At 54.7% G+C, this 26219-nt stretch carries 24 protein-coding genes and 1 pseudogene; 11 read left to right on the top strand and 14 right to left on the bottom strand.

Features of this window, described 5'->3' with window-relative positions; translation table 11 throughout:
• Positions 1–1250, bottom strand: a 1250-nt coding sequence (locus tag ENTMO_RS0114500; RefSeq protein ID WP_010432290.1) for a serine hydrolase domain-containing protein, incomplete at its 3' end; no start/stop codon positions are given.
• A gap of 116 nt (positions 1251–1366) precedes the next feature.
• Between ENTMO_RS0114500 and ENTMO_RS0114505 the strand changes: the two genes are divergently transcribed.
• Positions 1367–2248, top strand: a complete 882-nt coding sequence (locus ENTMO_RS0114505; RefSeq protein ID WP_010432293.1) for a LysR family transcriptional regulator — start codon at positions 1367–1369, stop codon at positions 2246–2248.
• Here the strand turns inward: ENTMO_RS0114505 and fumA are convergent.
• Both fumA and ENTMO_RS0114515 read right to left on the bottom strand, forming a co-directional pair.
• Positions 2237–3886 (bottom strand): class I fumarate hydratase FumA, encoded by a 1650-nt coding sequence (fumA, locus tag ENTMO_RS0114510; RefSeq protein ID WP_010432296.1) that lies wholly within the window; start codon positions 3884–3886, stop codon positions 2237–2239. The genes ENTMO_RS0114505 and fumA overlap by 12 nt on opposite strands.
• Before the next feature lie 55 nt (positions 3887–3941).
• Positions 3942–5450, bottom strand: a complete 1509-nt coding sequence (locus ENTMO_RS0114515) for an anion permease (protein WP_052302289.1) — start codon at positions 5448–5450, stop codon at positions 3942–3944.
• Positions 5451–6059: 609 nt separating this feature from the next.
• Between ENTMO_RS0114515 and ENTMO_RS0114520 the strand changes: the two genes are divergently transcribed.
• Positions 6060–8840: a flavocytochrome c gene (locus ENTMO_RS0114520; RefSeq protein ID WP_010432300.1), complete on the top strand. Its 2781-nt coding sequence runs from the start codon at positions 6060–6062 to the stop codon at positions 8838–8840.
• A 94-nt stretch (positions 8841–8934) separates the two neighbouring features.
• Entirely contained in the window at positions 8935–9897 is a 963-nt protein-coding gene (locus ENTMO_RS0114525) for an FAD:protein FMN transferase (protein ID WP_010432302.1), read from the top strand.
• On the opposite strand, the gene dcuR is transcribed toward ENTMO_RS0114525, so the two are convergent.
• Together dcuR and ENTMO_RS0114535 are read right to left on the bottom strand one after the other, a co-directional pair.
• Complete coding sequence (gene dcuR / locus ENTMO_RS0114530; protein ID WP_010432304.1) at positions 9878–10597, bottom strand: two-component system response regulator DcuR; 720 nt, start codon at positions 10595–10597, stop codon at positions 9878–9880. The genes ENTMO_RS0114525 and dcuR overlap by 20 nt on opposite strands.
• On the bottom strand, positions 10594–12210 hold the full coding sequence (locus ENTMO_RS0114535; protein ID WP_010432306.1) for a sensor histidine kinase: 1617 nt from the start codon (positions 12208–12210) through the stop codon (positions 10594–10596). Before ENTMO_RS0114535 ends, dcuR begins: the two co-directional genes overlap by 4 nt.
• A gap of 163 nt (positions 12211–12373) precedes the next feature.
• On the opposite strand from ENTMO_RS0114535, the gene ENTMO_RS0114540 reads away from it, so the two are divergent.
• On the top strand, positions 12374–13237 hold the full coding sequence (locus tag ENTMO_RS0114540) for an N-acetylmuramic acid 6-phosphate etherase (protein WP_010432308.1): 864 nt from the start codon (positions 12374–12376) through the stop codon (positions 13235–13237).
• 56 nt (positions 13238–13293) lie between these two features.
• Here ENTMO_RS0114540 and ompC read toward each other — a convergent pair whose 3' ends face one another.
• Positions 13294–14460, bottom strand: coding sequence for a porin OmpC (gene ompC / locus ENTMO_RS0114545; RefSeq protein WP_010432309.1), 1167 nt, complete (start codon positions 14458–14460; stop codon positions 13294–13296).
• 285 nt (positions 14461–14745) lie between these two features.
• Here ompC and ENTMO_RS0114550 point away from each other — a divergent pair, with 285 nt between their 5' ends.
• The 3 genes from ENTMO_RS0114550 (at position 14746) to ENTMO_RS0114560 (ending at position 17387) form a co-directional block, all read left to right on the top strand.
• Positions 14746–15447 carry a phosphohydrolase gene (locus ENTMO_RS0114550; protein ID WP_010432312.1) on the top strand — a complete coding sequence of 234 codons (702 nt, stop codon included), beginning with the start codon at positions 14746–14748 and terminating at the stop codon, positions 15445–15447.
• A 61-nt stretch (positions 15448–15508) separates the two neighbouring features.
• Complete coding sequence (locus ENTMO_RS0114555; protein WP_010432316.1) at positions 15509–16924, top strand: DNA cytosine methyltransferase; 1416 nt, start codon at positions 15509–15511, stop codon at positions 16922–16924.
• Complete coding sequence (locus ENTMO_RS0114560) at positions 16905–17387, top strand: very short patch repair endonuclease (RefSeq protein WP_010432319.1); 483 nt, start codon at positions 16905–16907, stop codon at positions 17385–17387. The genes ENTMO_RS0114555 and ENTMO_RS0114560 overlap by 20 nt, the downstream gene beginning before the upstream one ends.
• Here the strand turns inward: ENTMO_RS0114560 and yedA are convergent.
• Positions 17359–18273 (bottom strand): drug/metabolite exporter YedA, encoded by a 915-nt coding sequence (yedA, locus tag ENTMO_RS0114565; RefSeq protein WP_010432324.1) that lies wholly within the window; start codon positions 18271–18273, stop codon positions 17359–17361. The genes ENTMO_RS0114560 and yedA overlap by 29 nt on opposite strands.
• Positions 18274–18451: 178 nt before the next feature.
• Here yedA and ENTMO_RS0114570 point away from each other — a divergent pair, with 178 nt between their 5' ends.
• The 3 genes from ENTMO_RS0114570 (at position 18452) to dgcQ (ending at position 21379) form a co-directional block, all read left to right on the top strand.
• Positions 18452–19363 (top strand): DUF808 domain-containing protein, encoded by a 912-nt coding sequence (locus ENTMO_RS0114570; protein ID WP_010432327.1) that lies wholly within the window; start codon positions 18452–18454, stop codon positions 19361–19363.
• A gap of 78 nt (positions 19364–19441) precedes the next feature.
• The gene (locus tag ENTMO_RS0114575) at positions 19442–19624 is read left to right on the top strand and encodes a YodC family protein (protein ID WP_010432330.1); all 183 of its coding nucleotides are present in this window, start codon (positions 19442–19444) and stop codon (positions 19622–19624) included.
• Positions 19625–19678: 54 nt separating this feature from the next.
• A complete protein-coding gene (gene dgcQ, locus ENTMO_RS0114580; protein WP_010432332.1) occupies positions 19679–21379 on the top strand; it encodes a cellulose biosynthesis regulator diguanylate cyclase DgcQ in 1701 nt (566 codons plus the stop codon).
• Here the strand turns inward: dgcQ and ENTMO_RS0114585 are convergent.
• Positions 21364–22164 (bottom strand): mannosyl-3-phosphoglycerate phosphatase-related protein, encoded by an 801-nt coding sequence (locus tag ENTMO_RS0114585; RefSeq protein WP_010432335.1) that lies wholly within the window; start codon positions 22162–22164, stop codon positions 21364–21366. The genes dgcQ and ENTMO_RS0114585 overlap by 16 nt on opposite strands.
• A gap of 300 nt (positions 22165–22464) precedes the next feature.
• Positions 22465–22692: a YodD family peroxide/acid resistance protein gene (gene yodD / locus ENTMO_RS0114590; RefSeq protein ID WP_010432337.1), complete on the bottom strand. Its 228-nt coding sequence runs from the start codon at positions 22690–22692 to the stop codon at positions 22465–22467.
• Between the two features lie 128 nt (positions 22693–22820).
• Here yodD and dsrB point away from each other — a divergent pair, with 128 nt between their 5' ends.
• Positions 22821–23009 (top strand): protein DsrB, encoded by a 189-nt coding sequence (dsrB, locus tag ENTMO_RS0114595; RefSeq protein ID WP_010432339.1) that lies wholly within the window; start codon positions 22821–22823, stop codon positions 23007–23009.
• A gap of 105 nt (positions 23010–23114) precedes the next feature.
• Here dsrB and rcsA read toward each other — a convergent pair whose 3' ends face one another.
• From rcsA to fliO, 5 genes and pseudogenes are all read right to left on the bottom strand, one after another.
• Positions 23115–23738 carry a transcriptional regulator RcsA gene (gene rcsA / locus ENTMO_RS0114600; RefSeq protein WP_010432341.1) on the bottom strand — a complete coding sequence of 208 codons (624 nt, stop codon included), beginning with the start codon at positions 23736–23738 and terminating at the stop codon, positions 23115–23117.
• A 289-nt stretch (positions 23739–24027) separates the two neighbouring features.
• Positions 24028–24820 (bottom strand): annotated as a pseudogene (gene fliR, locus ENTMO_RS0114605) (flagellar biosynthetic protein FliR); the annotation flags it as partial.
• A 7-nt stretch (positions 24821–24827) separates the two neighbouring features.
• The gene (gene fliQ / locus ENTMO_RS0114610) at positions 24828–25097 is read right to left on the bottom strand and encodes a flagellar biosynthesis protein FliQ (protein WP_010432346.1); all 270 of its coding nucleotides are present in this window, start codon (positions 25095–25097) and stop codon (positions 24828–24830) included.
• A gap of 10 nt (positions 25098–25107) precedes the next feature.
• Positions 25108–25845, bottom strand: coding sequence for a flagellar type III secretion system pore protein FliP (fliP, locus tag ENTMO_RS0114615; protein ID WP_010432349.1), 738 nt, complete (start codon positions 25843–25845; stop codon positions 25108–25110).
• The gene (gene fliO / locus ENTMO_RS0114620; RefSeq protein WP_029485119.1) at positions 25845–26219 is read right to left on the bottom strand and encodes a flagellar biosynthetic protein FliO; all 375 of its coding nucleotides are present in this window, start codon (positions 26217–26219) and stop codon (positions 25845–25847) included. Before fliO ends, fliP begins: the two co-directional genes overlap by 1 nt.

Consider the following 26219-nt stretch of genomic DNA (forward strand, 5'->3'; position numbering starts at 1 on the left):
GGCTGGGCGCTGAATGACGGTTCCGCCTGCGGCCAGGTTGACCACTGGACGATGACCAGGTTTTCCTTTTGATTCACCATAATCATTTGGCCAAAGATCCCCAGCGCCCAGAGTGAATCTTTCAGCGAATCCTGCACCGCAGGCTTAACCCCCGTGGCCGTGGCGGGCACTTCGTTATTCCACCACTGATAGCCGTATAGCCCTTTCGGGTGCGCCTTCGACACCGATCCCGTTGCCTGCGTCCAGTCTGCGGACTGCTTCACCCAGCCTGCGGGCAGGATCGACTTCCCGTTCGGCAATGTGCCGTTATGAAGGATGAATTGACCGAAGCGGCCCCAGTCTTCCAGCGTGGCGTTAAAGCCGTGGGCGCCGACGTCGTGCTGCCCTTTACGGTAGGCATGCCATACGCCGTCGCTCGCCATACCGTAAGGCTGCCAGATGCTTTTCTCCAGATACGCCGCGAGCGTCATGCCGGTGGCGCGTTCAAGCACATCCCCCAGCAGCCATGCGCCGCCCGAGGAGTAGGACCAGTTTTCGCCCGCGGGATGCTCGCGGTGTAACCCCTTCACCAGCGTTCGCACGCAGTCGTAGGTGCCCGGCTTCGCTTCACACTCGGTAAGCTGCGCGAAGTCTGATTTGGGGTTGGTGTAGTCTTCGTTCCACGCCACGCCGGAGGTATGGGTGATGAGCTGTTTCAGCGTTACGCCGTCCCAGGCGGTGCCTTTTAAATCCGGTTCATATTGGGTGATGAGATCGTCCAGGGAATGGATTTTCCCCTCCTTGAGCGCCACCCCCACCAGCGCGGAGACCACCGATTTGCCCACGGAACGCGAGGTCCAGAGCGTGGAGTCGGTATTGCCTTCACCCAGATATTTATAGGCCACTCTGCCGTTCTTCAGCACCAGCATACCGCTGACGTTCTGGCGTTTCAGGTAATCCTGAAGGTTCCAGGTCTTGCCGTTAACCCGGTCGCGGGCATCGGTGAGCGGTTTTTCTGACGCCAGCAGCGGCGTAGCGTTGCCGTGGCGGAACACGTCTCCCGCATAGTTGCGGTAGTCATTACGAAAGCCCACGACGCGGTCAGTCTGACTCCAGGTCAGCATAGCATGCGCATCCGGCAGTTTTGCATCATACGGGGCAGGGCAGGCCGTCAGTTCGCTGCCGTGACAGGCAGCTATGACGGCGGGGGAGAACAGGCTGCTGAAAACCAGACCGGCAAGCAGAGTGAGTTTTAAGGTTTTGTTTTTCATGTTGATCTCGTTTGGTCAGGGAGGGCTTCAGTTTACGAACCCGCGGTCTATAATAAAAAACGCGTTATGGGGGAAAATCCCCCGTAAATTAATGGGAGTCAGGTGTGGCAACATTGATGTATTCGTTTGCCCAGCTGGAGGCGTTCACCGCCGTGGCTGAGCACGGCAGCCTGATGAAGGCGGCCAGCAAGCTCGGAAAAGATCGCACCACCTTGCGCGATCTGATCGATTTTCTGGAAGACGGTCTGGGCTATGCGCTGTTCGTGCGCGAGGGGCGCCACCTGCAATTAACGCCGGAAGGGGAGCAGCTTCAGCGTCAGGCCCATCTGCTGATGCGGCAGGTGAGGGCCTTCGAGGCGTTTGCCAGAGCGGTGCCGGACAGCGCGATGCAGGACATTTCCCTCGTCTACGATCCGTTCACGCCAAGGGCTTTTTTGCAGGCGCTGCTGGCGAAAATGGCGACCCGCAACGTGCGTTTGAGTTTGACCTGCGCCTCGCGCGACGACGCGGAAGCGATGCTGGCGCGCGGTGCGGCCGATCTGGGCATCTGCCAGGCGCGCAATCGCAGCGTCGGTAATGAGATGGAGTGGCGGGCGCTCGGCGCCATTGATATGGATTTTTACGCCTCGAAAGTGCTTTTCAGGGAGAATGCGTCGCCGGTATCGCTCCTCGACCTCTCCCTTGTGCCGCAGGTGGTCATGCACCCTGCGTCTGACGAACCGGTCGCGCGTCGCCTGCAAATCTCCGGGCATACGATTTTTACCAACGAGCTGGAGATGCTGCGCGGCCTGCTGGAGAAAGGGTGTGGCTGGGGATTTTTGCCGACGCATCTTCAGGCGGCGCGATGGCAAAACGTAAAAAGGCTGCACACCGAAGTGGGCAGCCAGGGGATCGGTCAGACGATGGTGACGATCTGGAAACCGGGCAGCGACAAGCGTGGGTTAATTAATGAAACGCTGTCGCTGCTGCCGTCATTGTGGAAAGACTCAGCGCTGTGAACAGCCTTTGCACTGCTTGTTCTGGATCTGCTGGAAGAAATCGTTGCCTTTGTCATCTACCAGGATAAAGGCTGGGAAGTTCTCTACTTCAATTTTCCAGATAGCTTCCATACCCAGCTCCGGATACGCCACGCACTCCAGGCTCTTGATGCTGTTTTGCGCCAGTACCGCTGCAGGGCCGCCGATGCTGCCGAGGTAGAAGCCGCCGTGTTTATGGCAGGCATCCGTCACCTGCTGGCTGCGGTTACCTTTCGCCAGCATGATCATGCTCGCGCCGTGGGATTGCAGTAAGTCCACATAGGAGTCCATACGTCCCGCAGTGGTCGGGCCGAGTGAGCCAGACGCGTAACCTTCTGGCGTTTTGGCCGGGCCTGCGTAGTAAATCGGGTGATCTTTAACGTACTGCGGCAGTTCTTCCCCGTTGTCGAACAGCTCTTTCAGCTTAGCGTGGGCGATATCGCGCGCCACGATGATGGTGCCGTTCAGCGACAGGCGGGTGGAGACCGGGTGCGCGGAAAGCTGCGCCAGGATCTCATTCATCGGCTTGTCGAGATTGATGCTCACCACGTCGCCTTCACCCTGTTGACGCAGGGACTCAGGAATATACTGGCCCGGATTGTGTTCCAGCTTCTCAATCCAGATCCCGTCGCGGTTGATTTTCGCTTTGATATTACGGTCAGCGGAGCAGGAGACGCCCATGCCGATTGGGCAGGAGGCACCGTGGCGCGGCAGGCGGATTACGCGAATGTCGTGGGCAAAGTATTTGCCGCCAAACTGCGCGCCCAGACCAAGGTTCTGCGCTTCCTGAAGCAGTTCCTGTTCGAGCTGAACATCACGGAACGCCTGACCGTGTTCGTTGCCTTCGGTTGGCAGCGCATCGTAGTAGCGGGTGGAAGCCAGCTTAACGGTTTTCAGCGTGGCTTCCGCTGAGGTTCCGCCGATAACAAAGGCAATGTGGTACGGCGGGCAGGCTGCGGTGCCCAGGGTGCGCATCTTCTCAACCAGGTAGTTTTTCAGCTTCGCCGGAGTGATCAGCGCTTTGGTTTCCTGGTAGAGATAGGTTTTGTTGGCAGAACCGCCGCCTTTCGCCATGCACAGGAATTTATACTCGTCGCCGTCCACGCTGTAGAGGTCAATCTGCGCGGGCAGGTTGGTGCCGGTATTCACCTCTTTATACATATCCAGCGCCGCATTCTGGGAGTAGCGCAGGTTGTCTTCAATGTAGGTGTTGTACACGCCCTGGCTCAGGGCCGCTTCATCGCCGCCGCCGGTCCAGACGCGCTGGCCTTTTTTGCCCATGATGATCGCGGTGCCGGTATCCTGACAGGTTGGCAGCACGCCTTTTGCGGCAATTTCAGAGTTACGCAGGAACTGCAGGGCAACGTATTTGTCGTTCTGGCTGGCCTCCGGGTCGTTCAGGATCGCGGCAACCTGCTTCTGATGGGAAGGACGCAGCATAAACGCAGCATCGTGGAAGGCCTGCTGCGCCAGCAGGGTCAGGGCTTCAGGCTCCACTTTCAGGACTTCCTGACCGTCGAACTCGGCAACGGAAACGTGCTCTTTGGTCAGCAGATAGTATTCGGTGTCATCGTGCGCGAGAGGGAAGGGGTTTTGGTAGATAAACGGTTTGTTTGACATAGCGTATTGCTCCACAAAAATAAAACCGCCGGAGGAGAAGTCCGGCGGTCAGGAATCAGAACATCATGGACATCCACGGATAACCAATCAGCAGCAGGGCCGCCAGGAAGATGGCTCCGAAGATGGTGCCGAGGCGCCAGTAGTCTTTGGTTGGCAGGTAGCCGCTACCGTAGTAAATCGGGCTTGGGCCAGTACCGTACGGGGTGATGATCCCCATCACGCCCAGCGAGGTCCCCACCAGCAGAACGAACACTTCCATATTCATGCCCGGGATGGTGGAGGCGATGGTCAGCATCGCTGGCAGCAGCGCGGTAGTGTGCGCGGTGGTGCTGGCAAACAGGTAGTGCAGCAGGTAGAACGCCAGCAGCAGGACGATGGTGGCCACACCCGGCGAGATACCGCTCATTAACAGACCGCCTTCTTTACCCAGCCAGCTAATAAAGCCGGTGGAGGAGAGGCCATCTGCCAGCGCTACCAGCGTGGCGAACCAGACGAAGGTGTTCCATGCGGCTTTGTTACCGGTGATATCGTTCCACTCCAGTACGCCGGTCCACAGCATCAGACCGACGATAAGCAGGGCAGCCATTGCCGGTTCAATCCATGCGGCAGCGAAGATCCACATCAGCAGAGCACAGCATACGAACACCAGCAGCAGGATTTCGTTGCGGGACAGTTTGCCCAGTTTTTCGAGTTCACGGGTTGCCCACAGCGGTACTTCGTCGTTCACTTTTACTTCAGGTGGATAGAACCAGTAAGCCAGCAGCGGCATGGTCAGAATCAGCAGCACGCCCAGCGGCAGGAAGGCGATGAACCAGGTGCCCCAGGAGATGTTGATCCCGACAGTGCTTTTCACCAGCGCCAGCGCCAGCAGGTTAGGAGCCAGAGCAGAAAGGAACATCGAACTGGTGATACACGCCGCGGTGATCGCCACCCACATCAGGTACGAACCAATCTTACGTGCGCTTGGGTCATTAGGTTTTGAACCATACAGCGGCGGCAGGTTAGCGATGATTGGGTAGATAGTCCCGCCGCTGCGCGCGGTGTTGGACGGGGTAAACGGTGCCAGCAGCAGGTCCGCGAAGGTGATAGCGTAACCGAGCGTCAGGCTGCGACGGCCCAGGTACTTCACCAGAATCAGCGCCAGACGGCGGCCGAAGCGGGTTTTGTCATAGCCTGCGGCAAACATGAAGGCACCGAAGATCAGCCAGACGGTTGAGTTACCAAAACCGCTCACCGCCCACTTAAAGGAGGCACCTGCCAGCTTGAATTTCGGGTCAGCCAGCTGTTCCGGGCTGAAGAGTACCCACTGGCTGCAAAGGGCAATGGCGACCACACCGGTCAGACCGATCACCGCACCCGGCAGCGGTTCGAAGATCAAACCCACGATCACGCCAACAAAGATAGCGAAGTAGTGCCATGCGTAAGGCGGCAACCCTTCAGGAACGGGAACAAACAGCAGCAGTACGGCGACAACGATGGGCAACGCCATCATCAGCAGTCGTTTTGCTTGTCCATTTGATGCCTGATTCGCCACAGGAGGCGTTACAGCAGTTTTTGTATTCATAGTTTCACGTCTTAAGTTGTTAAGAATGCTTTTTATACTGAAATGACAAATTCGCTTTCTTTAGTTTCTTTTGCTTTATTTAGTTATTTAAGGTGCGTTTTTGTCGTTTCTGAAATAATGGTTTAACGCATATCGGTGTGCGTTAAATTAAAAAATATGATGTTTATATATTGCGCCTTTGGATGCCATAACTATTGATCGCGATCAAAAAAACAGAATTGCCGTCTTATTTTTCTTCTTTTTTTAATAACCACTCAGGCGTATGTGGGTATTATGCTTTTTTAAGATTAGATTTATCAATTTGATAACATGATAAAAATGTGATTCAAGGTAACTTGTTGATATTGTAAGGTTTGTATTGTTACTGGCTCTATGGTAAGACCATTTCCATTTTAACGAATTTTAAATTATTGTGAACGGGTGAATTATTGTTGCTAACACCAATGTGTTATTAATGTTATTGAAGGGATTAAATAGTTTTTTAACTAACGTAATAGCTTTAGAAACTAAAAAAATCATTATATTACTATCATGACATCGGCATAAAAACGCGAAATAAAACTGAGTCCGATAACGAATTCTTAATTTTTAAAGTTTGGAGTTTTTATTATGAGCACTAACGAACGTATTCTAAGCCCCTTCACATTACCGAATGGCACTGAACTGAAAAACCGTTTGTTAATGGCACCCATGACAACCTGCACGGGCTACTATGATGGCACGGTCACCAGCGAGCTGGTGGAGTACTATCGGGCGCGTTCTGGCAGCATCGGGACCATTATTGTCGAGTGCTGTTTTGTTGACGATCTCGGCCTTGCCTTCCCGGGCGCAATCGGCATCGATAACGATGAAAAGATCGCCGGGCTGGCGAAAATCGCGGAGGCGATTAAATCTAAAGGCTCTAAAGCCCTGCTGCAGATCTACCACGGCGGCCGTATGGTCGACCCAAAACTGATCGGTGGCCGCACGCCGGTTGGCCCAAGCGCCGTTGCCGCGCCGCGTGAAGGTGCCGCAACGCCGGTTGCCCTGACCGCTGCAGAAGTGGAAGGCATGATCGGTAAGTTTGGTGAAGCCGTGCGCCGCGCCATTCAGGCCGGTTTCGACGGTGTGGAGATCCACGGTGCAAACACCTATCTGATTCAGCAGTTCTACTCACCGAATTCAAACCAGCGCGACGACGAGTGGGGCGGCAGCCGCGATAACCGCGCGAAATTCCCGCTGGCGGTTCTGGATATCACCCACAAAATGGTGCGCCAGTACGCGGACGACGCGTTCATTATTGGCTATCGCTTCTCGCCAGAAGAGATGGAAGTCCCCGGCATTCGCTTTGACGACACCATGTACCTGCTGGAAAAACTGGCGGCGCGCGGCGTGGACTATCTGCACTTCTCCGTCGGCGCGACCCTGCGTCCTTCCATTGTCGACACCCAGGACCCAACGCCGCTTATCGAAAAATACTGCGCGATGCGTTCTGACACGCTGGCGCAGGTTCCGGTCATGGGCGTGGGCGGCGTGGTGAATGCCGCTGACGTCAATGAAGCGCTGGACCAGGGTTACGATCTGATTGCCGTTGGTCGTGCGACCATTGCGTACCCTGACTGGACCGACCGCATCGCAGCGGGCGAAAGCCTTGAGCTGTTTATGGACAGCACCCAGCGCGAGGCGCTGAGCATCCCTGAACCGCTGTGGCGCTTCTCGCTGGTGGAAGCGATGATCCGCGACATGAGCATGGGTGAATCTAAATTCAAACCGGGCACTTTCACTGAGAAAGTACAGGACGACGCCAGCGAGCTGGTGATTAACGTCAGCCTCGAAACCGACCGGATTGCAGACATCGAGCTCGCGTCTGGCCCGAGTGAAGACGTTGAGTTTGTGACCAGCTTTGAAGAGATCCGTACCCGCATTCTGGACGCTAATACTCCGCACGTGGATGCCATCACCGGCGCAACCAGCCAGAGCGAAGCGGTGAAGAAAGCCGTATCCAAAGCGATGCTGAAATCCAGCAAAGCGCTGGCGGCAGAAGAGGGCGTTGATCCGAACGAAAGCAAATGTGTGGACGTGGTGGTGATCGGTAGCGGCGGCGCAGGTCTGGCGGCAGCGATTCAGGCTCACGACGAAGGCGCAAGCGTACTGATCGTCGAGAAAATGCCCACCATCGGCGGGAACACCATCAAAGCCTCTGCCGGGATGAACGCCGCTGAAACCCGCTTCCAGCGCGTGAAAGGCATTCAGGACAGCAAAGAGCTGTTCTACCAGGAAAGCCTGAAAGGCGGCGGTAACAAGAACAATCCGGAACTGCTGCGTCGCTTTGTGGAAAATGCGCCAGAAGCCATCGAGTGGCTGGCAACGCGAGGCATTATGCTTAACGACATCACCACCACCGGCGGGATGAGCATCGACCGTACTCACCGTCCAAAAGACGGCGCTGCGGTCGGGGGTTACCTGATCAGCGGCCTGGTGCGTAACGTCAACAAGCGCAACATCGACGTTATGCTGGATACCTCCGTCAGCGACATTATCTTCGAGAACGGTGAAGTGACCGGCGTGCGCCTGACTACCGAAGAGAACGAAACGCTCACCGTAGCCACCAAAAGCGTGATCGTGGCGACGGGCGGCTTCAGCGCCAACAGCCAGATGGTGGTCAAATACCGTCCGGACCTGGAAGGATTCGTCACCACCAACCATAAAGGGGCAACGGGTGGCGGCATCGCGCTGCTGGAACGTATCGGTGCAGGCACCGTGGATATGGGCGAAATTCAGATCCACCCAACCGTTGAGCAGAAAACGTCGTACCTGATTTCAGAATCTATCCGCGGTGGTGGGGCGATTCTGGTGAACCAGAAAGGGGAGCGCTTCTACAACGAAATGTCGACCCGCGATAAAGTCTCGGCGTCAATCATCGCCCTGCCGGAGAAATATGCCTACATTGTCTTTGATGAGCATGTCCGCACGAAAAATAAAGCGGCGGATGAGTACATCGCGAAAGGTTTCGTGACCAGCGCCAGCTCGCCAAAAGCCCTGGCTGAAGCGCTGGGCATGGATCACCACGCTTTCCTGGCAACCCTGGAGCGTTACAACGGTTTCGTTGAAAAACAGCACGATGATGATTTTGGCCGTACCACCGCGCTGCGCGCGCCAATCAATGAAGGGCCGTTCTACGCCATTCAGATTGCGCCGGGCGTGCACCACACCATGGGCGGCGTGACCATCAACACCGAAACCTGCGTACTGGACAGCAACCACAACGTGTTGCCAGGGGCGTTTGCGGCCGGTGAAGTGGTCGGCGGGATCCACGGCGGTAACCGTATCGGCGGTAACGCAGTGGCAGATATCATTATTTTTGGTACGCTTGCAGGACATCAGGCGGCCATGCGTTCGAAAAAGCAGTAAGACCCCTGTGTTGTATGCCGGATACGTGCAGCGTTATCCGGCATTTTCCCCGGCGGCGCGGTGCTTGCCGGGGCTACATCTGAGGACTCATGCTATGCCTGATGACCATCGCGTTTACAGTTATTCCGCCGTCCTGATGGGATCGCCCATCCTCCTCAAACTCTTTTCCCATGACGAAGCCCTCGCGTCCCGCGTATTTCGCCTGATCAAACAGTACGAAGACCTGCTTACCGTTAACCGTGCGCATTCACAGGTGATGGATATCAACCATGCGGCCGGTCAGCATCCGGTTGCCGTCAGCCGTCCGGTGTTTGAGCTGATTCGCTGCGCGAAAGCGGCAAGCGTGCTTAAAGATAGCGCGTTTAACCTGGCCATCGGCCCGCTGGTGAAACGCTGGAAAATTGGCTTTCAGGGCGATAGCGTTCCGCCTGCCGATGAAATTACGGCACTGCTGGGCATAACCGATCCTGCGGATGTGGTGCTGAATGAACCGAAGAGCAGCGTCTTTCTGATGAAAGCGGGAATGGAGATCGACCTGGGAGCCATTGCGAAAGGCTATATTGCCGACAGGGTGCGGGATTATCTGCACAAAGAGGGCGCCGGGCTGGGGCTGATCAACCTCGGTGGAAACATCCAGACGTTAGGCTCACCGGAAGGGGGCTGGAGCGTCGGGTTGAAAAAACCGTTCGCCGGTGATGCGCTGATTGGCGCGATGGCGGTAGAGAACCGATCCGTCGTGACCTCGGGAACATACGAGCGCTACTTCGAACAAAACGGCAGGCGCTATCACCATATTCTCGACCCGCGTACCGGGTATCCGCTGGACAACGAGCTGGACAGCGTCACCATCGTGTCGAAAGATTCCATCGACGGCGATATCTGGACCACGCTGATGTACGGCATGGGCGTTGAAAAGGGCTGCGCTGCGCTGCGCGCTCGTCCTGATATCGAAGCGATTTTTGTGACCAAAACAAAAGAAGTGGTGATCTCCTCGATGCACCACTTCCGCTTCACGCTGATGGATAACGACTATCGCGTTACTGACAATACTGTTTGAGTAACCCCGTTTGCTCCGGCTGCAGCCGGTAGCGATACACCGGACGCCCGGTCGCGCCGTAGTGAATGCTGGTGAACAGAATGTTGATTTGCGCCAGCCAGATTAAATATTTACGGCAAGACACCCGCGAAATATTGACCGCGTTCGCCAGGTCATCGGTGGAAAACTCCATCTCCGGGTGCGCGTCGATCCACTGGCAAATCGTGCGCAGCGTTTGCGGCGTTAACCCTTTCGGCAATTTCTTGCTGTCGGCGAGTTCCGGCGCCCCGCCGTGGATCAGCCTGTCCACGTCCGCCTGCTCATAATACTGGTGGGATCCCATCAGGCTGTGCTTTGCCTTCCAGCCGTTCAGCGCCTCTTCAAAACGCGGGAACTGGAACGGTTTGATCAGGTAATCCACAACCCCGTAATGCATGGAGGTCTGGATAGTGGTCGCATCGGACGCTGACGAGATCATAATCACATCAATCGGACGGCCTGACGCACGGATGATCGGCAGGAGATCGAGCCCGTTATCCTGCTGCATGTAGACATCCAGCAGCACCAGATCGACGGGCTGGTTCGGGTTATTGATAATGGCCTCGGCCTGGTTGAGCGTGGAGGCGACGCCGCAGCAGCTAAAGCCTTCAACACGGTTAACGTACAGACGGTTGAGGTCGGCTACCATGGCGTCATCATCGACAATTAATACATTTATCACGCGATATTCCTCTCGCTATCCCAGGGGATGTGAACAAAAAATTGGGTAAATACGCCAGGTTCAGATTCGACGGTAATATCGCCGCCCAGATTCTGGATTTGCTGACGTGCAAGGAACAGCCCAACGCCCCGGTTTTCACCTTTTGTTGAGAAGCCCTTCGTAAAAATAGCCTCCAGCTGAACCGGATCGATACCGGGGCCATCGTCGCTGACTTCACAGCTGAGCCAGCCATTTTGATAGTGTAACAGCAGAGTGATTTCGCCTTCCGGCTGGCCTTCCATTGCGTCCAGTGCGTTTTCAATTAAATTACCGAGCACGGTGACCAGCACCGCAACCTGCTCTTCATTGGCGGTATCCGGTATCTGGCACTCATCTGCCAGCGTGAGCGTGATGCCCGCTTCTTTGGCACGGTGAATTTTACCCAGCAAAAAGCCTGCGATAACCGGTGATTTGACTTTGCTCTGGATGGTGCCAATGTCCGTCTGGTAATTATGCGCCGTCTGGAGGATGTACTCCTCCAGTTTGTCATAGCGCTTAATATTCAGCAGACCCAGGATCACGTGCAGTTTATTCATAAATTCATGGGTGTGGGCGCGCAGGGCATCGACGTAGTTGACCATCCCATCGATGCGCTGCATCAGCTGGCTGATTTCCGTTTTATCGCGGAAGGTGCTGATCGCCCCGATCACCCGATTCTGACTTTTAACGGGCACCATATTACAGAGCAACAACCGTCCGTTGCAGCTGATCTCCTGATCCTGACGCGCCACCCCGGTTTTCGACACGTCGCGCAGGCTTGCCAGCAGCGGTTCGCTGGCGTTTTCGGTCTGTTTGCCCGACGGCAGAAGCAAAATCTCTCTGGCAGCGTGGTTAATCATCGTCACGCGGCCGTGAATGTCGACCGCCAGAACCCCTTCCCGGAGCGACTGCAGCATCGCCTGACGTTGTTCAAACAGCGCGGAGATCTCGTACGGCTCCAGCCCAAACAGGATGCGTTTGAGCACGCGGACCAGGCCCCAGATCGCCAGCGAGCTCATTAAGATGCTGAATAACACGGTCCAGAGGGCGTTAAGCCGCCCGCGGGTGATCTGCTCTTCAACTTTTTTAAGGGAGATGCCGACCACCACCACGCCGATCTGTTCTTGCTGCGCGTCATAGACGGGCGTAAAAACGCGCAGCGCTTCGGCGAGCGCGCCCCGGTTGACGGAGACATTTTCTTTACCTTCCAGCGCGGGTGTTAAATCGTCACCGATAAAATGCAGCCCCAGCAGCGCTTCGTTCGGGTGAGAGTAGCGGATCCCGCGCATGTCAGTGACCACGGTAAACAGCAGATCGTTACGTTTTGTCACCGCCTGGGCGAGGGGCTGAATAATATCCGCCTGGGGCGCCTGCATCAGGCCGCGTTTGACTTCAGGGCTGTCCGCAAGGGTGCGGGCAATGCCGAGCGCGGTGTCTTTGACATCATCGCGGGTCGCACGGGTGATTTGCACAGAATAGAGCGCAAAGACCAGCAGCAGCACGGAACCGATAATCGCGCACACCATCAACGTGACCAGGGTGTTCAGTTTCATAGGGCGCTTGCGCGTCAGGGGGAAGGGCTGCAAATCGCTCATCAACACTCCGCGATGATTATAAAGAGGTAATTATCGCTGATGACGCGCTTTTCTTAAAGCCATGTAAAAGCATGTGTTTGGTCTTCTTTTCGTGACCCTCCTCTCATGTGACCCATATAAAACACTTTATAGTGTGGGGGTACTCATAATAAGGAGGCTGTTTATGAGCATTATGCTTACCGGTTCGGTCAAGGAAAGACGGCACGCCAGCACGATGAATATCGACAGATTGTCCACGCTGGATATGCTGAACGTCATTCACCAGGATGATGCACAAATCTCTTCTGCTATTACCCCTTTCTTAACAACGATTGCGCGCGTGGTGGATAACGCTGCGGCGACGCTCAGTCATGGCGGGCGTCTGGTGCTCGTCGGCGCGGGGCCTTCAGGACGTATAGCAAGGCAGGCGGCTGATGAGTATGCGCCGGGTAAACATCCCGTTATCGCTATTACGACGGACGGTGAAGCGGCAAGCTACGAGCGCGGCGTTGCCGACCTGCAGGCGCTTAAGTTTGGCGAGCACGACATGATGCTGGCGGTGACCGTCAGCGGAAAAACGCCGTGGGTATGGGGGGCCATGCGACATGCATGGTCGTTGGGTTCACCGGTCGCGGTGATGACAGGTGATGCGCAAAGCGAAGCGGCACAGTTAGCGAGTATGGTGATTGCGCCTGAGCTGGGGCCTGACGTGGTAGCGGGATACGCCAATGCCAAAGCAGGGATCGCGCAAAAAATGATCCTGAATATGGTGACCACAGGGCTGGCGGTGAGGTCCGGGCGCGTCTACAGCAACCTGCGCGTGGATCTGGAGGCAACCAGCACCAAATGGTCTGAACGGCAAATCGCGATAGTGATGGAAGCGGGCGGATGCACCCGGACTGAAGCGAAGGCCGCGCTTGAGAGCTGTAACCACAACTGCAAAACGGCGGTGTTGATGGTGCTGACAGGGCTGGATGCCTGGAAGGCGCATGAACTGCTGGCGCAGAATAACGGGTTTATTCGCGTGGCGCTGCAGGAAGCGCCGTAACATTTCACCACTGCATAAAAAAAGCCCGCGAATGCGGGCTTGAGTATTTCTGGGGATTAGAACTGGTAGGTCATGCCTACGCCAACGATGTCGTCGGTCGCGATGCCGTTGTCGTTGTAGAACGCGTCATCTTCGTCCAGCAGGTTGATTTTATAATCAACATAAGCGGAGAAGTTTTTGTTGAAGGTGTAGGTCATGCCCAGGTCGATGTAGTTAACCAGATCCTGGTCGACATAATCGTAGCCATTGCCTGGGTGATAGTCGTTGCCACCCAGATCGACGCCCTTAGAGTATACCCATGCCAGGGAAGGACGCAGGCCGAAGTCGAACTGATACTGTGCTACGGCTTCAAAGTTCTGAGTTTTGTTGGCGATGCCGTCGTTGCCGTAAGGCGTCATGTTACGGGTTTCGGCATACATCATCGCCAGGTAAACATCGTTAGCATCGTATTTCGCGCCGATGGTCCAGGCTTCCGCACGTTCGCCGCCAGCATATTTGCTGAAGCGATTGTAACTGCCTGCGCCATAAGCAACCTGCTCGTTGGTGCGGTCAGAAGAAGAGTACGCGGCACCCAGGCTCAGACCAAAGTCGAAATCATAGGAAGTGGACATGCCGAAACCGTCACCGTTCTGGAAACGTACGTTGTCATGACCGTTCTTAGTGCCTTCCTGATCTTCGTTGGCGTTTGAACCTTCATTCGCGCCCTGATACTGCAGCGCAAAATTCAGACCGTCAACCAGGCCGAAGAAACCTGAATTACGGTAGGTTGCCAGACCGTTAGCACGGCCATTCATAAAGTTGTCGGTCCAGGTGTAGGAACCACCGCCGAATACCGGCAGCATATCGGTCCAGGCTTCGACGTCATACACGACGCCGTAATTACGGCCGTAATCAAATGAACCGAATTCAGCATATTTCAGGCCAGCGTACGCCAGACGGTTAAATGATTTATCACCAGCGCCTTCGGTATCGTTAGCGTAGGTTTTATATTCCCACTGACCATAACCCGTCAGGTCGTTGGTAATCTGGGTTTCACCTTTGAAACCCACCTGCACATAGGTTTCATCGCCGTCGTCGCCAGCGTTGTCAGAGAAGGTATGACGCGCATCAACTTTACCGTACAGGTCGACTTTGTTGCCGTCTTTGTTGTACATCTCAGCTGCATTTGCTGCGCCAGCCATTAATAATGCGGGTACAAGAATTGCCAGAACTTTTCTTTTCATTATATATTCCCTTTAAAGATAATTTATATGAATATATGTAATCACCCTCCGTAATTACGTGTTTGATACTATTCTATGGCCAGGTAATTTGGTTCAAAAATAAATGTAATTAAATTAGTAAAAATATTGCAAAATATTTCTTTTAATCTCTTTATTTTTCATGTGAATTAATATATTGAAAATATATGGGGTAATTATTATTAAGTATTTCGTGTGTCTATTTTTTAATTGATTTAATTTGGCTATGTTATAATTCACTCTCAATTTTGGTAACAGGAAAGAAAGATGGAACTCACTCAATGGCAACAGCGCTTCGAATCCTGGCTTGATCAACATCACGCTACCGACGACGCTGCGCATGATATTTCACACTTTCGTCGCGTCTGGATGACGGCGCAGAAAATCATGCCTCATCACCACGCTGACCCGCTGGTGGTAATGACTGCCTGCTACTTTCACGACATTGTCAGCCTGCCGAAAAATCATCCCGAACGCAGCCAGTCCTCACGGCTGGCGGCGCGTAAAACGCGTGATATTTTGCAGCGCGATTTCCCGGATTTTCCGCCAGAGAGGTATGCCGCGGTTGAACACGCCATTGAAGCGCACAGCTTCAGCGCCGGGATTGCGCCACAAAGTCCCGAGGCAAAAATAGTCCAGGATGCCGACCGGCTGGAAGCCTTAGGCGCTATTGGTCTGGCGCGCGTTTTTGCCGTATCCGGTGCACTGGGTGTCGCACTGTTTGATGCGCGCGATCCGTTTGCGGATTCCCGTGATGTAGACGACAAAGCCTTCGCCCTCGATCACTTCCAGACGAAGCTGCTGCGCCTGCCTGAGACGATGCAAACCGAAGTGGGGCGTGAGCTTGCCCGACATAACGCCGATTTTCTGATCCAGTTTATGGCGAAACTGAGCGCTGAACTGCAGGGCGACTGCCTGGGGCTGGATGGCCAGGTATTGAGCCGCTTCCGTCGGAGTGTGAGCCGGTAAACTGTGGTAATCTGTCTCCAGTCTTTATTGCCCGGTTAAGAGAATGCAGGAAATACGATCAGTGATTGAGCCCGCGCCAGCGCAGGCTGAGAAATCAACGGCAGCCGTGCAGGCATTACTGCGGCAGCTGCTGGATATCTATGATGTTAAAACCCTTGCCAACCAGCTGGTGGCCCATGGCGAGAGTCACTGGAGCCCGGCAATACTCAAAAGACTGCTGATAAGCGACAGGGCAGGGCACCGCATGAGCGACGGCGAGTTCCGTTACCTGCAAAATCTGCTGCCGCGTCCTCCCGCCGCGCATCCAGACTATGCGTTCCGCTTTATCGATCTGTTCGCCGGTATTGGCGGCATCCGCCACGGTTTTGAAGCCATTGGCGGGCAGTGTGTGTTTACCAGCGAGTGGAATAAACACGCGGTGCGTACCTATAAGGCCAACTGGTATTGCGACCCTGATGAACACCATTTCAACGCTGACATCCGCGATGTGACCCTGACCCACAAAAGCGGCGTCAGCGACGAAGAGGCCGCAGAGCATATTCGGCAAACCGTGCCTGAGCACGACGTACTACTGGCGGGCTTCCCGTGCCAGCCTTTTTCGCTCGCCGGGGTGTCGAAAAAAAATGCCCTGGGGCGCGCCCACGGGTTTGCCTGTGATACGCAGGGCACGCTGTTTTTTGACGTGGTCCGCATTATAGATGCCCGCCGACCGGCCATATTTGTGCTGGAAAACGTTAAAAACTTAAAAAGCCATGATGGCGGGAAAACCTTCCGCATCATTATGCAAACGCTGGATGAACTGGGCTACGACGTGGCCGATGCGCAGGACATGGGCGCAGATGATCCGAAAATCATCGACGGTAAATATTTCCTGCCGCAGCATCGCGAACGTATCGTGCTTGTAGGTTTCCGCCGGGACCTCAATCTGAAAGGCGATTTCACCCTGCGGGATATCCCGTCGCTGTATCCGGCGCGCCGACCGAGCGTGGCCGATCTGCTGGAGCCCGCCGTTGACGCCAAATTTATCCTGACGCCGGTACTGTGGAAATACCTCTACCGCTATGCCAAAAAGCACCAGGCCAAAGGCAATGGGTTCGGTTTTGGCATGGTGAACCCAACGAATCCAGACAGCGTGACCCGCACCTTGTCGGCGCGTTATTACAAAGATGGCGCAGAGATCCTCATCGACAGAGGCTGGGATAAAGCGCTGGGCGAAATAGACTTTGACGATCCGCAGAACCAGCGCCATCGCCCACGTCGCTTAACCCCGCGTGAGTGTGCGCGGCTGATGGGGTTTGAGTCGCCGCAGGGCTACAGTTTCCGTATTCCGGTGTCAGACACCCAGGCTTACCGTCAGTTTGGTAACTCGGTGGTCGTGCCCGCGTTTGCGGCGGTGGCGAAACTGCTGGCCTCACGCATTAAACAGGCTGTGGCGCTGCGTCAGAGCGAGACCGTCAATGACGGACGTACACAATAAAGCGACGCGCAGTAAAAACATGCGTGCCATCGGCACGCGTGATACCGCCATCGAAAAACGGCTGGCGGAATTACTGACGCAGGCCGGTTTTGATTTTCGCGTTCAGGATGCCTCGCTCGCCGGGCGTCCCGATTTCATCCTCGACGCATATCAGTGCATTATCTTTACCCACGGCTGTTTCTGGCACCATCACAACTGCTACCTGTTCAAGGTTCCCGCCACGCGAACCGATTTCTGGCTGGAGAAGATAGGCAAGAATGTAGAGCGGGATAAACGCGATATTGCGACGCTGCTTTCTCAGGGCTGGCGGGTATTAGTCGTGTGGGAGTGCGCCCTGCGCGGTAGGCTAAAACTGAGCGATCTGGACCTGACAGAGCGGCTGGAAGAGTGGATCTGCGGCGGCGCGGAGGCCGCGCAGATCGATACGCAGGGGATTAAGGTTTCTCCACCTCGCCCGGCGTGACGACCGCTTTCGCAGGCAGCAAATATTTGCCCAATGTTACCAGCACCACCGCAAAAACAATCACACCCAGCGCCAGCCATTCAACCGTCGATAACACTTCTCCTGCAAAACCGGTACCGAGTAGGACGGCGACCACCGGGTTCACGTAGGCGTAGCTGGCGGCGCCGGCCGGGGAGACATTGCGGATCAGGAACATATAGGCGTTAATGGCAATAATGGAGCCAAAGAGCGCAAGATACCCCACGGCCAGGAAGCCAGACAGGTCCGGCATCGTTGTCAGCTTCTCACCCATCAGTGTCGAGGCAATCAGCAGTACGATACCCGCTGCAAGCATCTCAATCGCGCCTGCCATCATGCCGGAAGGCAGTTCAATCCGCGAACCGTAGACGGAGCCAAACGCCCAGCTCATGGAGCCGACCATGATCAGCAGCGCACCCCATGGGTTTCCGCTCAGATTGCCACCGCTGTTGAGCAGGATGATCCCCGCCAGCCCGATGCCGATCCCCAGCCATTCCAGCTTGCGGGTGCGGATACCGAACAGGCGGCTAAAGCAGAGGGTAAACAGCGGGACGGTGGCGACCACCACGGCGGCGATCCCGGACGGTACATTCTGGTGCTCCGCCACGGTCACGGCACCATTCCCAACGGCCAGCAACAGAAAGCCAATCAGTGCCGCGTTGAGCAGCGGGCGGAGTGGGGGAAGCTTGTGGCCGCGCAGCAGCAAAAACGTTATCAACAATACGCCCGCAGAGAAGAAGCGGATCCCTGCCATCATCAACGGGGGCCAGCTTTCCACACCGATTCGAATGACAAAATAGGTGGATCCCCAGATGATATACAGCGAAAAAAGTGCTCCAATGAGCGGTAATAGTTGCCGGAAACGCATAGTCCCTCACGTCGAAATAAAAAGTTCGCTCATAGTAAACGCCAAAACTATCGGCCTGGCGAGTGCTTTAATTGTGGTCTGGATGTGAATTTTTTGTTGACGTCAGGTGCCTGTTTCCGGGTGTCCGGTTTTGTTCCATACTATTCACTTAATTAGCAAAAAAAGAAGGATAGAGATTTTGGCAGGAAGTAGCTTATTAACATTACTGGACGACATTGCCACCTTGCTGGATGACATTTCGGTCATGGGAAAACTGGCGGCCAAAAAGACCGCCGGTGTACTGGGGGATGATTTATCGCTGAACGCGCAGCAGGTCACCGGCGTAAAGGCTAACCGGGAGTTGCCGGTGGTATGGAGCGTGGCGAAGGGGTCCTTTATCAATAAGGTGATCCTCGTTCCGCTCGCGTTGTTGATCAGCGCCTTTATCCCCTGGGCCATCACGCCACTGCTGATGATTGGCGGCGCGTTTTTGTGCTTCGAGGGGGTCGAGAAAGTCCTGCACTCTTTTGCCTCGCGTAAGGAGAGCGACACGCCAGAGGTGCGCCAGCAGCGGCTGGAAGCCCTGGCCGCTCAGGATCCTTTGGCGTTCGAACGTGATAAGGTGAAAGGGGCCGTCCGCACTGACTTTATTCTCTCGGCCGAAATCGTGGCGATTACGCTGGGGATTGTGTCAGAAGCACCGCTGGTCAATCAGGTTATGGTGCTTTCCGGCATTGCGATTCTGGTGACCGTGGGCGTTTACGGCCTGGTGGGGCTTATCGTCAAGCTGGATGATATCGGCTACTGGCTGGAGGAGAAATCGAGCGCGGTAGCACGCGGTATCGGTAAAAGCCTGCTGACGCTGGCCCCCTGGCTGATGAAAAGTTTGTCGGTCGTGGGTACGCTGGCCATGTTCCTCGTCGGCGGCGGGATTGTCGTGCACGGTATTGCGCCGCTGCACCATGCGATTGAGCATTTTGCCTCGGCGCAGGGGGCGGTTGTCGCCGCTATTTTGCCGACGCTGTTGAATCTGGTGCTGGGCTTTATCATTGGCGCTATCGTGGTCGCTGCCGTAAAAGCAGTCGAAAAAATGCGTGGAGCCTCGCACTAATTGCTACCCGAACAGGGATGCAAAAAGGCCATTCCTCGTCTAAATTGAAAAAGTTTCACCCTGATACAGGAGGCGGGTATGGTCTTTTTGGTCAGTGATGAAGTTAAGCCAAAGAACGGTGGTCCGCGTATGATTGTCACAGGTTATTCCAGTGGTATGGTGGAGTGCCGGTGGCATGATGGTTATGGCATCAAGCGGGAAGCGTTTCGTGAAGACGAGCTTCAGCCGGGGGACGGACGGCAACATCGCGAGAAGGCTTAATCACTCTAACGCCCGGTTCGCCGGGCGTTTTTATGTGACATTCAGGGAGTGTGTGTGCAGCGCGATACCTATGTTGTAAAACGATCTCTTCAGCAATGGCTGCATCAGCGTAGCAATCCCGGCCTGATTGTTAATCTCTGTTTTATTATTGTCCTGGTCTTTTCCACGCTCCTCACCTGGCGTGAAGTGGTGGTACTGGAAGATGCCTATATCTCCAGCCAGCGTAACCATCTGGAAACGGTCGCAAATGGCCTGGACAGGCAGTTGCAGTACAACGTCGATAAACTGCTTTTCTTCCGTCACAGCATGCGCGATGCGCTGCAAACACCGCTGGCATTCGGTGTGCTGCACAATGCGGTGACGCGTTTTAATACCCTGCGGAACACCACAAACTGGCAAATCGAGGTGGACGAAAATCGCACGTTACCCATCAGTGGGGTGTCCGATGCGTTCGTTGAAAAAACCACGCTGCTCAACCGTGATAACGATCGCCTGGCAAACGAACTCTCTGCTGCCCTCGAAGTCGGGTACCTCCTGCGTCTGGCGTCATCGCACAGCAGTAACGTGGAGCGGGTGCTGTATGTTTCCCGCGCAGGGTTCTTTATCGCGACTGATACGCCTGCACAACCGAGAGATATTTCTCCCCGCTATTATCAGCTGGTCACGCAGCCCTGGTTTTCACAGCAGTCTGAGCGTGAAAACCGCGCACGTGCCGTTCGCTGGTTTATTTCGCCTCCGTCGTCTTCTATCGGGAACAAGCGGCTTATTACCGCCAGCGTGCCGATCTATTACGACCATTTCTGGTATGGCGTGGTGGCGATGGATATCAGCGTTGACACGATGAAACAGCTGCTGGTGGAGGCCATGGACAACCATTCAGAAGGCGAATACCAGCTTTACGACACGCGCCTCAATATGATTGCGACCTCAGAATCACCCGAAAGCACGGTCAACCACTTCGATGCAAGCGAGCTGGCGCAGATAGCTCACGCTATCGAGTCCGACACGGAGGGGGGGATTCGTCTGGGTAGCCGTTTTATCAGTTGGGAACGGCTCGATCATTTTGAAGGCGTTGTCCTGCGCGTGCATACGCTACATGAAGGGGTTCGCGGGGACTTCGGCAGCATCAGTATTGTGCTGGCGCTACTCTGGGCGCTCTTCACCGCCATGCTGCTGATCTCCTGGCTCGTGATCCGGCGCATGGTCAGCAATATGTATACGCTTCAACACTCGCTTCAGTGGCAGGCCTGGCACGATCCGCTGACCCGCCTGAATAATCGCGGGGCGCTGTTTGAACGGGCGAATGCCCTTGCGAAGCAATGCCAGCAGCAGTCCCTGCCGTTTTCTGTTATCCAGATCGATCTGGACCATTTCAAGGGGATCAATGACCGCTTCGGGCATCAGGCTGGGGATAAAGTGTTGTCGCACGCCGGAGGATTGATTGCGAGTGCGCTGCGCGCCAATGAGGTGGGCGGCCGTGTGGGTGGCGAGGAGTTCTGTGTCGTGCTCCCTGGCCTGACGCTTGAGGAAGCGGCAAATGTTGCTGAGCGGATCCGCGCACGGATCGACAGCAAAGAGATTCTGGTTAAGAAGAGCGTCACTCTGCGCATCAGTGCCTCACTGGGCGTCAGCAGCGCGCAGGAGACGGGTAACTATAATTTTGAGCAGCTGCAGTCCATTGCCGATGCGCGGTTGTATGAGGCAAAGCAGGGGGGACGCAACTGCGTCGTCTGGCGCGATCACACCAAGAAGTGATCGAGCCCTTCGCGCCAGCCCGCGGGACCGGGACGCTGCGTGTGATAAACCCGTTCCGGGCTATCGTTCTGCAGCGTAATGCCCTGGCGGTTAATGCCTTTAACCACCACCGCAAAATCGACGCTGTCTAACAGCGGGGCGTCGTTGGGACCATCGCCCAGCCCAAGGGATGTCCACGCAACAGGCTCCTGCAGACAATACTGTTCAGTCACCCATTTTACCGCCACATCCTTGCCGCAGCGCGCGTCCAGGACGTGCCAGAATCTCGCCCCCTGTACAAACTGCAGGCCATGCGGTTCCAGCGCCTCTTCAAAGCGCGTCATTTGCGCATCGCTGTCGCGCCAGATTAACGTCAGGGACGCTTCATGCCTGCGCGCAAGCAGCGAACGGGAAGGCGTCAGTCCCGTCCATTCACTGATTACCCTTTCATTCACATCATCAAAGGTGGTGAATTTAACGTGCGTTTGCAGTCTGAGCTGCTCGATGATGTGACGAATCGTAGGGTGCGACATCCCCGTGATGCGCCGGGCAGGGGGATCCCAGCGAACATCAGGCTGAATGACCGCCCCGTTTTCCGCAATGAATGGCAGACCTTCCAGGCCTAACTCCTGCTGGATGTCGAGCATCTCAGCCGCCGTTTTGCTACTGCAAAGGATAACGGGGACCTGTTTATCCTGTAGCCGCTCCAGCCATGCGGCGGCAGGCTGCCAATCATAGGTATGAATATCCAGCAGTGTCCCATCCAGATCGGTGAAAATCAGCAGTGGATTCTGAAGCGAAGGCATAACGGCTCCTGATGGCTGATGCGCGCTTATCTAAGATTATTCCTAAAAAATGACCGTGCCGGGAGAGCGGTTTGACGGAATCGTTCCTGCGTAACCCACACGCGGCGCATGTTGCTGCTCATAACTAAAATTCACATGTATAAAATATTATATTCGCCAGGAGAATATATGCTTGTCAGACAAATCCGTTGGGGATAGTGTTGTTTCTACATCAGATTTCCTGGTGTAACGAATTTTCAAGTGCTTCTTGCATAAGCAAGTTTGATCCCGGCCATCCCCATGACCGGGATTTTTTTCATCTTACCGATTCGCTTCAGACACGCTGACGTCATGAATATCAAGCTCGAAGGCTTCGGCCAACTCGCGGTAAGTGTGATAGTCCCTTCCGTTCACAATCACTTTGTCTGACTCATCGTCTGCGCGGCGAACGTCGGACTCACTGATCTCATTGATAGCGGCCAGCAGGGCATCGACATCCACCTCCACCTCACGCTTGATGGTGTCGCTGTACTCTTTATCGGTCTTCATTACGGGGTCCTCATGCAACCGTGTCCATCCATAAGTATAGACCGCACACAAAAACACCATTCGCGCCGGGGGTCGGTGCCAGTTAATGCGTTTTGTTCTACACTGGCTCAAAACCACAGGAGGAATGTATGAAGGTCAACGATCGGGTAACCGTTAAAACGGACGGTGGACCGCGCCGCCCGGGTGTGGTGCTGGCAATAGAAGAGTTTAGCGAAGGTGTAATGTACCTGGTTTCTCTGGAAGACTACCCGCTCGGTATCTGGTTCTTTAACGAACTGGGACATGAGGATGGTATTTTTGTGGAAGCAGCAGAATAGCGTGGTGTCGGGCGGCGTTCCCGTCCCCGGCCCATGCGGCTCTAAATGCAAAAATCTCTGGCCAGGCCAGAGATCGCAGGTAGGGTACAGAAGGCCTTGCGCGGATCAGCGCATATTAACGAAAATTCCGTTTGTGACATTATCGGTCAGGCGAACGACGTGGTAGATCACTTGCTTATTATGCGTTTTAATTTTCCTTTTAATATTTCCTTTGTGTGACGAAACCGTTTTTGCCTTGATATTCATCTGGTCCGAGATCTGAATTGTCCCTTGTCCAGCCATCCACATTCTGAGCATACTTGATTCAGTTCTGCTTAATGATAGGGTGGGTAAGTTAACCGCTCCTACATTCTTAACTTCTTTATTCAAATAATCACCCAAAATGTCATCCAGCGACTCGGGTTTAATCGATTTAGAACTGATCAATAAATTTTTACGGACCAACAAGTATTCGTCGAAATGAATATTGGCGATCGCCATAAAAACAATAAACAACGTTTTAGGATGCTGATTAATGATTTGCTTAATGTGCTGACTGTTGGCTGGATCGTGAATGAAACAGTCCTCATTAATAAACACCACGCCGGGCTTGTGTGCTTCACAAGCGGCTTCGAGTTCGTCAACGGTGTGTGCATCGTTGATGTCTCTCTTTCTTACCCCTCTGCTTGCCAGATACCCGGTTAACCCTAGCCGGGTGTAGCTGCATAAATCCATAATGATCGTTGACATGGCATACCCTCACTCAATGCGTAACGATAATTCACCATCTGCCTGAGAGCTCATAAACAGCCATACGGGATGGAAAAACCAAATAAAACCTGTGAGCATGACAAAGACTTTCAGGCGAACTCACTATCCCGTAAAGTTACTTATAATTTGCCAGGAATCTTCTTAAAGTAAAGTAAATATTAAGTATTGTGAGATGGTTAGAAACATTTAAACCGCGTCAGATATATCCTGGAAGATGTTTTTCGCGTTTTATTTTAGGAATATCCTCAGAAAGACAATATGGAGTGTGAGGACTATTATTTGCGAGGCAGTTCGCTGACAATATCCGCTAACAGGTTGAATATCTCGCTGAATAAATGTTCACAGAAGGGGGCGATAAGTGGCATTAGCAATGACATTAATAAAAGACCGACCGTCAACGTCACGGGAAAACCAATGACAAACACGGAAAGCTGCGGCGCCATTCTGTTCAGCAGGCCTAATGCCAGGTTAACGGTCAGCAGCAGGGTGATAATCGGCAGCGCCAGCATCAGCCCGTTGAGAAAAATCAGCCCGGCGGCACGCACCAGCGCCAGAAACGCGTTGCTGTTAACCGGATTTTCGCCAATCGGCAGCGTGTGGAAGGTGTCCACCAGCATTGAGATGAGCCATAAGTGGCCGTTAAACGACAGGAACAGTAGCATCGCCAGCAGATCGATGATACGCGCCAGCACCGGCATGTTGAGGTGGCTGCCGGGGTCGACGAAGGTGGCGAAGGATAACCCCATTTGCAGGCCGATCAGCTCACCCGCAGTACGCACTGCCGCAAAGGCGAGCTGCATGGTAAACCCAACGGCGACGCCGATCATCACCTGCTGAAGCGCCACCCATACGGCGTTAGCGGAAAATACAGGGATATCAACCGGCGGCAGGGACGGGGCGACAATAATCGTAATGACGATCCCCAGCCCCACTTTGATGCGCTTGGGTATCGATTTCTCGCTGAGAATAGGTGCGGTTGAGATGAGCGCCATAATGCGCAGCATCGGCCAGAAGTAGACGCCCAGCCACTGGACGTATTGATCGCTGGTGAAGTGCAGCATCGTGATATCAGCCGATGATGTACGGCAGATTGGTGAGCAGGTTGCGCATATAGTCCAGCAGCAGGTTCAGCATCCACGGCCCGGCGACGATAATCGCCACGAACACGGCAATGATTTTCGGGATAAACGACAGCGTCATTTCGTTAATCTGCGTGGCGGCCTGCAGGATACTGATGATCAGACCGGTCACGAGGGCAACAAGCAGCAGCGGGGCGGCAACGGCAATCGCGACTTTCATCGCTTCCGTGCCCATCATCATGACCGATTCTGGCGTCATTGCGCGCTCCTCAACTGTAGAAACTCTGCGCCAGCGAACTGACCAGCAGCTGCCAGCCATCGACCAGCACAAAGAGCATGATCTTAAAGGGCAGAGCGATGGTCGCAGGCGGTACCATCATCATCCCGAGCGCCATCAGGACGCTGGCGATCACCAGGTCGATAATCAGGAACGGAATGAAAATAGTGAAGCCAATCTGGAACGCGGTTTTTAGCTCGCTGGTTACATAGGCTGGCAGCAAAATGCGCATCGGCACCGCTTCCGGTCCCTGAAGCTCGCCAGTGTTGGAGAGGCGGGCAAAAAGCGCTAAATCTGCTTCACGCGTCTGGCGCATCATAAATTCACGCAGCGGCTGCGCGCCTTTCTCCAGCGCAACTTCCATCGAGATTTTATCTTCGCTAAACGGCTGGTAGGCGTCGGTGTAAATCTTGTCGATCACCGGCGACATAATGAAAAAAGTCAAAAACAGGGCCAGGCCCAGCAGCACCTGGTTGGGCGGAGCGGAAGGTGTTCCCAGGGCGTTTCGAAGCAGGCCAAAAACAATGATGATGCGGGTAAAGCTGGTCATCATCAGCAGAATGGCCGGAATAAAGGTCAGCGAGGTGATGAACACCAGCGTCTGAACCGAAAGCGACCAGCTTTGACCGCCTCCGGCAAGCGGGGTCGAGACCAGACCGGGCAGTTGCGCATAGACCGCGGGAGCAAACAGGCCAACACCCGCAAGCGTAAGGGATAACAAACGGCGCATCAGGATCTCCCGGAACGCTTAAGCAAACTCTTCATAACGGACTGGAAATCCGCTGGGGCTTCTGCGCGCTCGTCACCCGTGACAGGGGCGGGCGGCAGTTTATGTAATACATTGATGTTTGAGGCGGTGATCCCCAGTACCAGACGCGCATCTTCCACGTCGACGATGACCACGCGCTCGCGTGGCCCCAGCGTGGTACTGGCGCTGACTTTCAGGCCGCGCGTTCCGGCGGTTTTACCCGCCAGACCAAAACGCTTTGCCAGCCAGGCCGCAATAAGAATGAAGGCAATAATACCGAACAGGGCACCGCTCACCTGGAGCAGCGGTGAACCAGGTACCGCGGAGGGTTGGGACATTGTTGCCTGGGTTTTCAT

The organism is Enterobacter mori LMG 25706 (genome assembly GCF_000211415.1).
GTDB classification, from domain to species: Bacteria; Pseudomonadota; Gammaproteobacteria; order Enterobacterales; family Enterobacteriaceae; genus Enterobacter; species Enterobacter mori.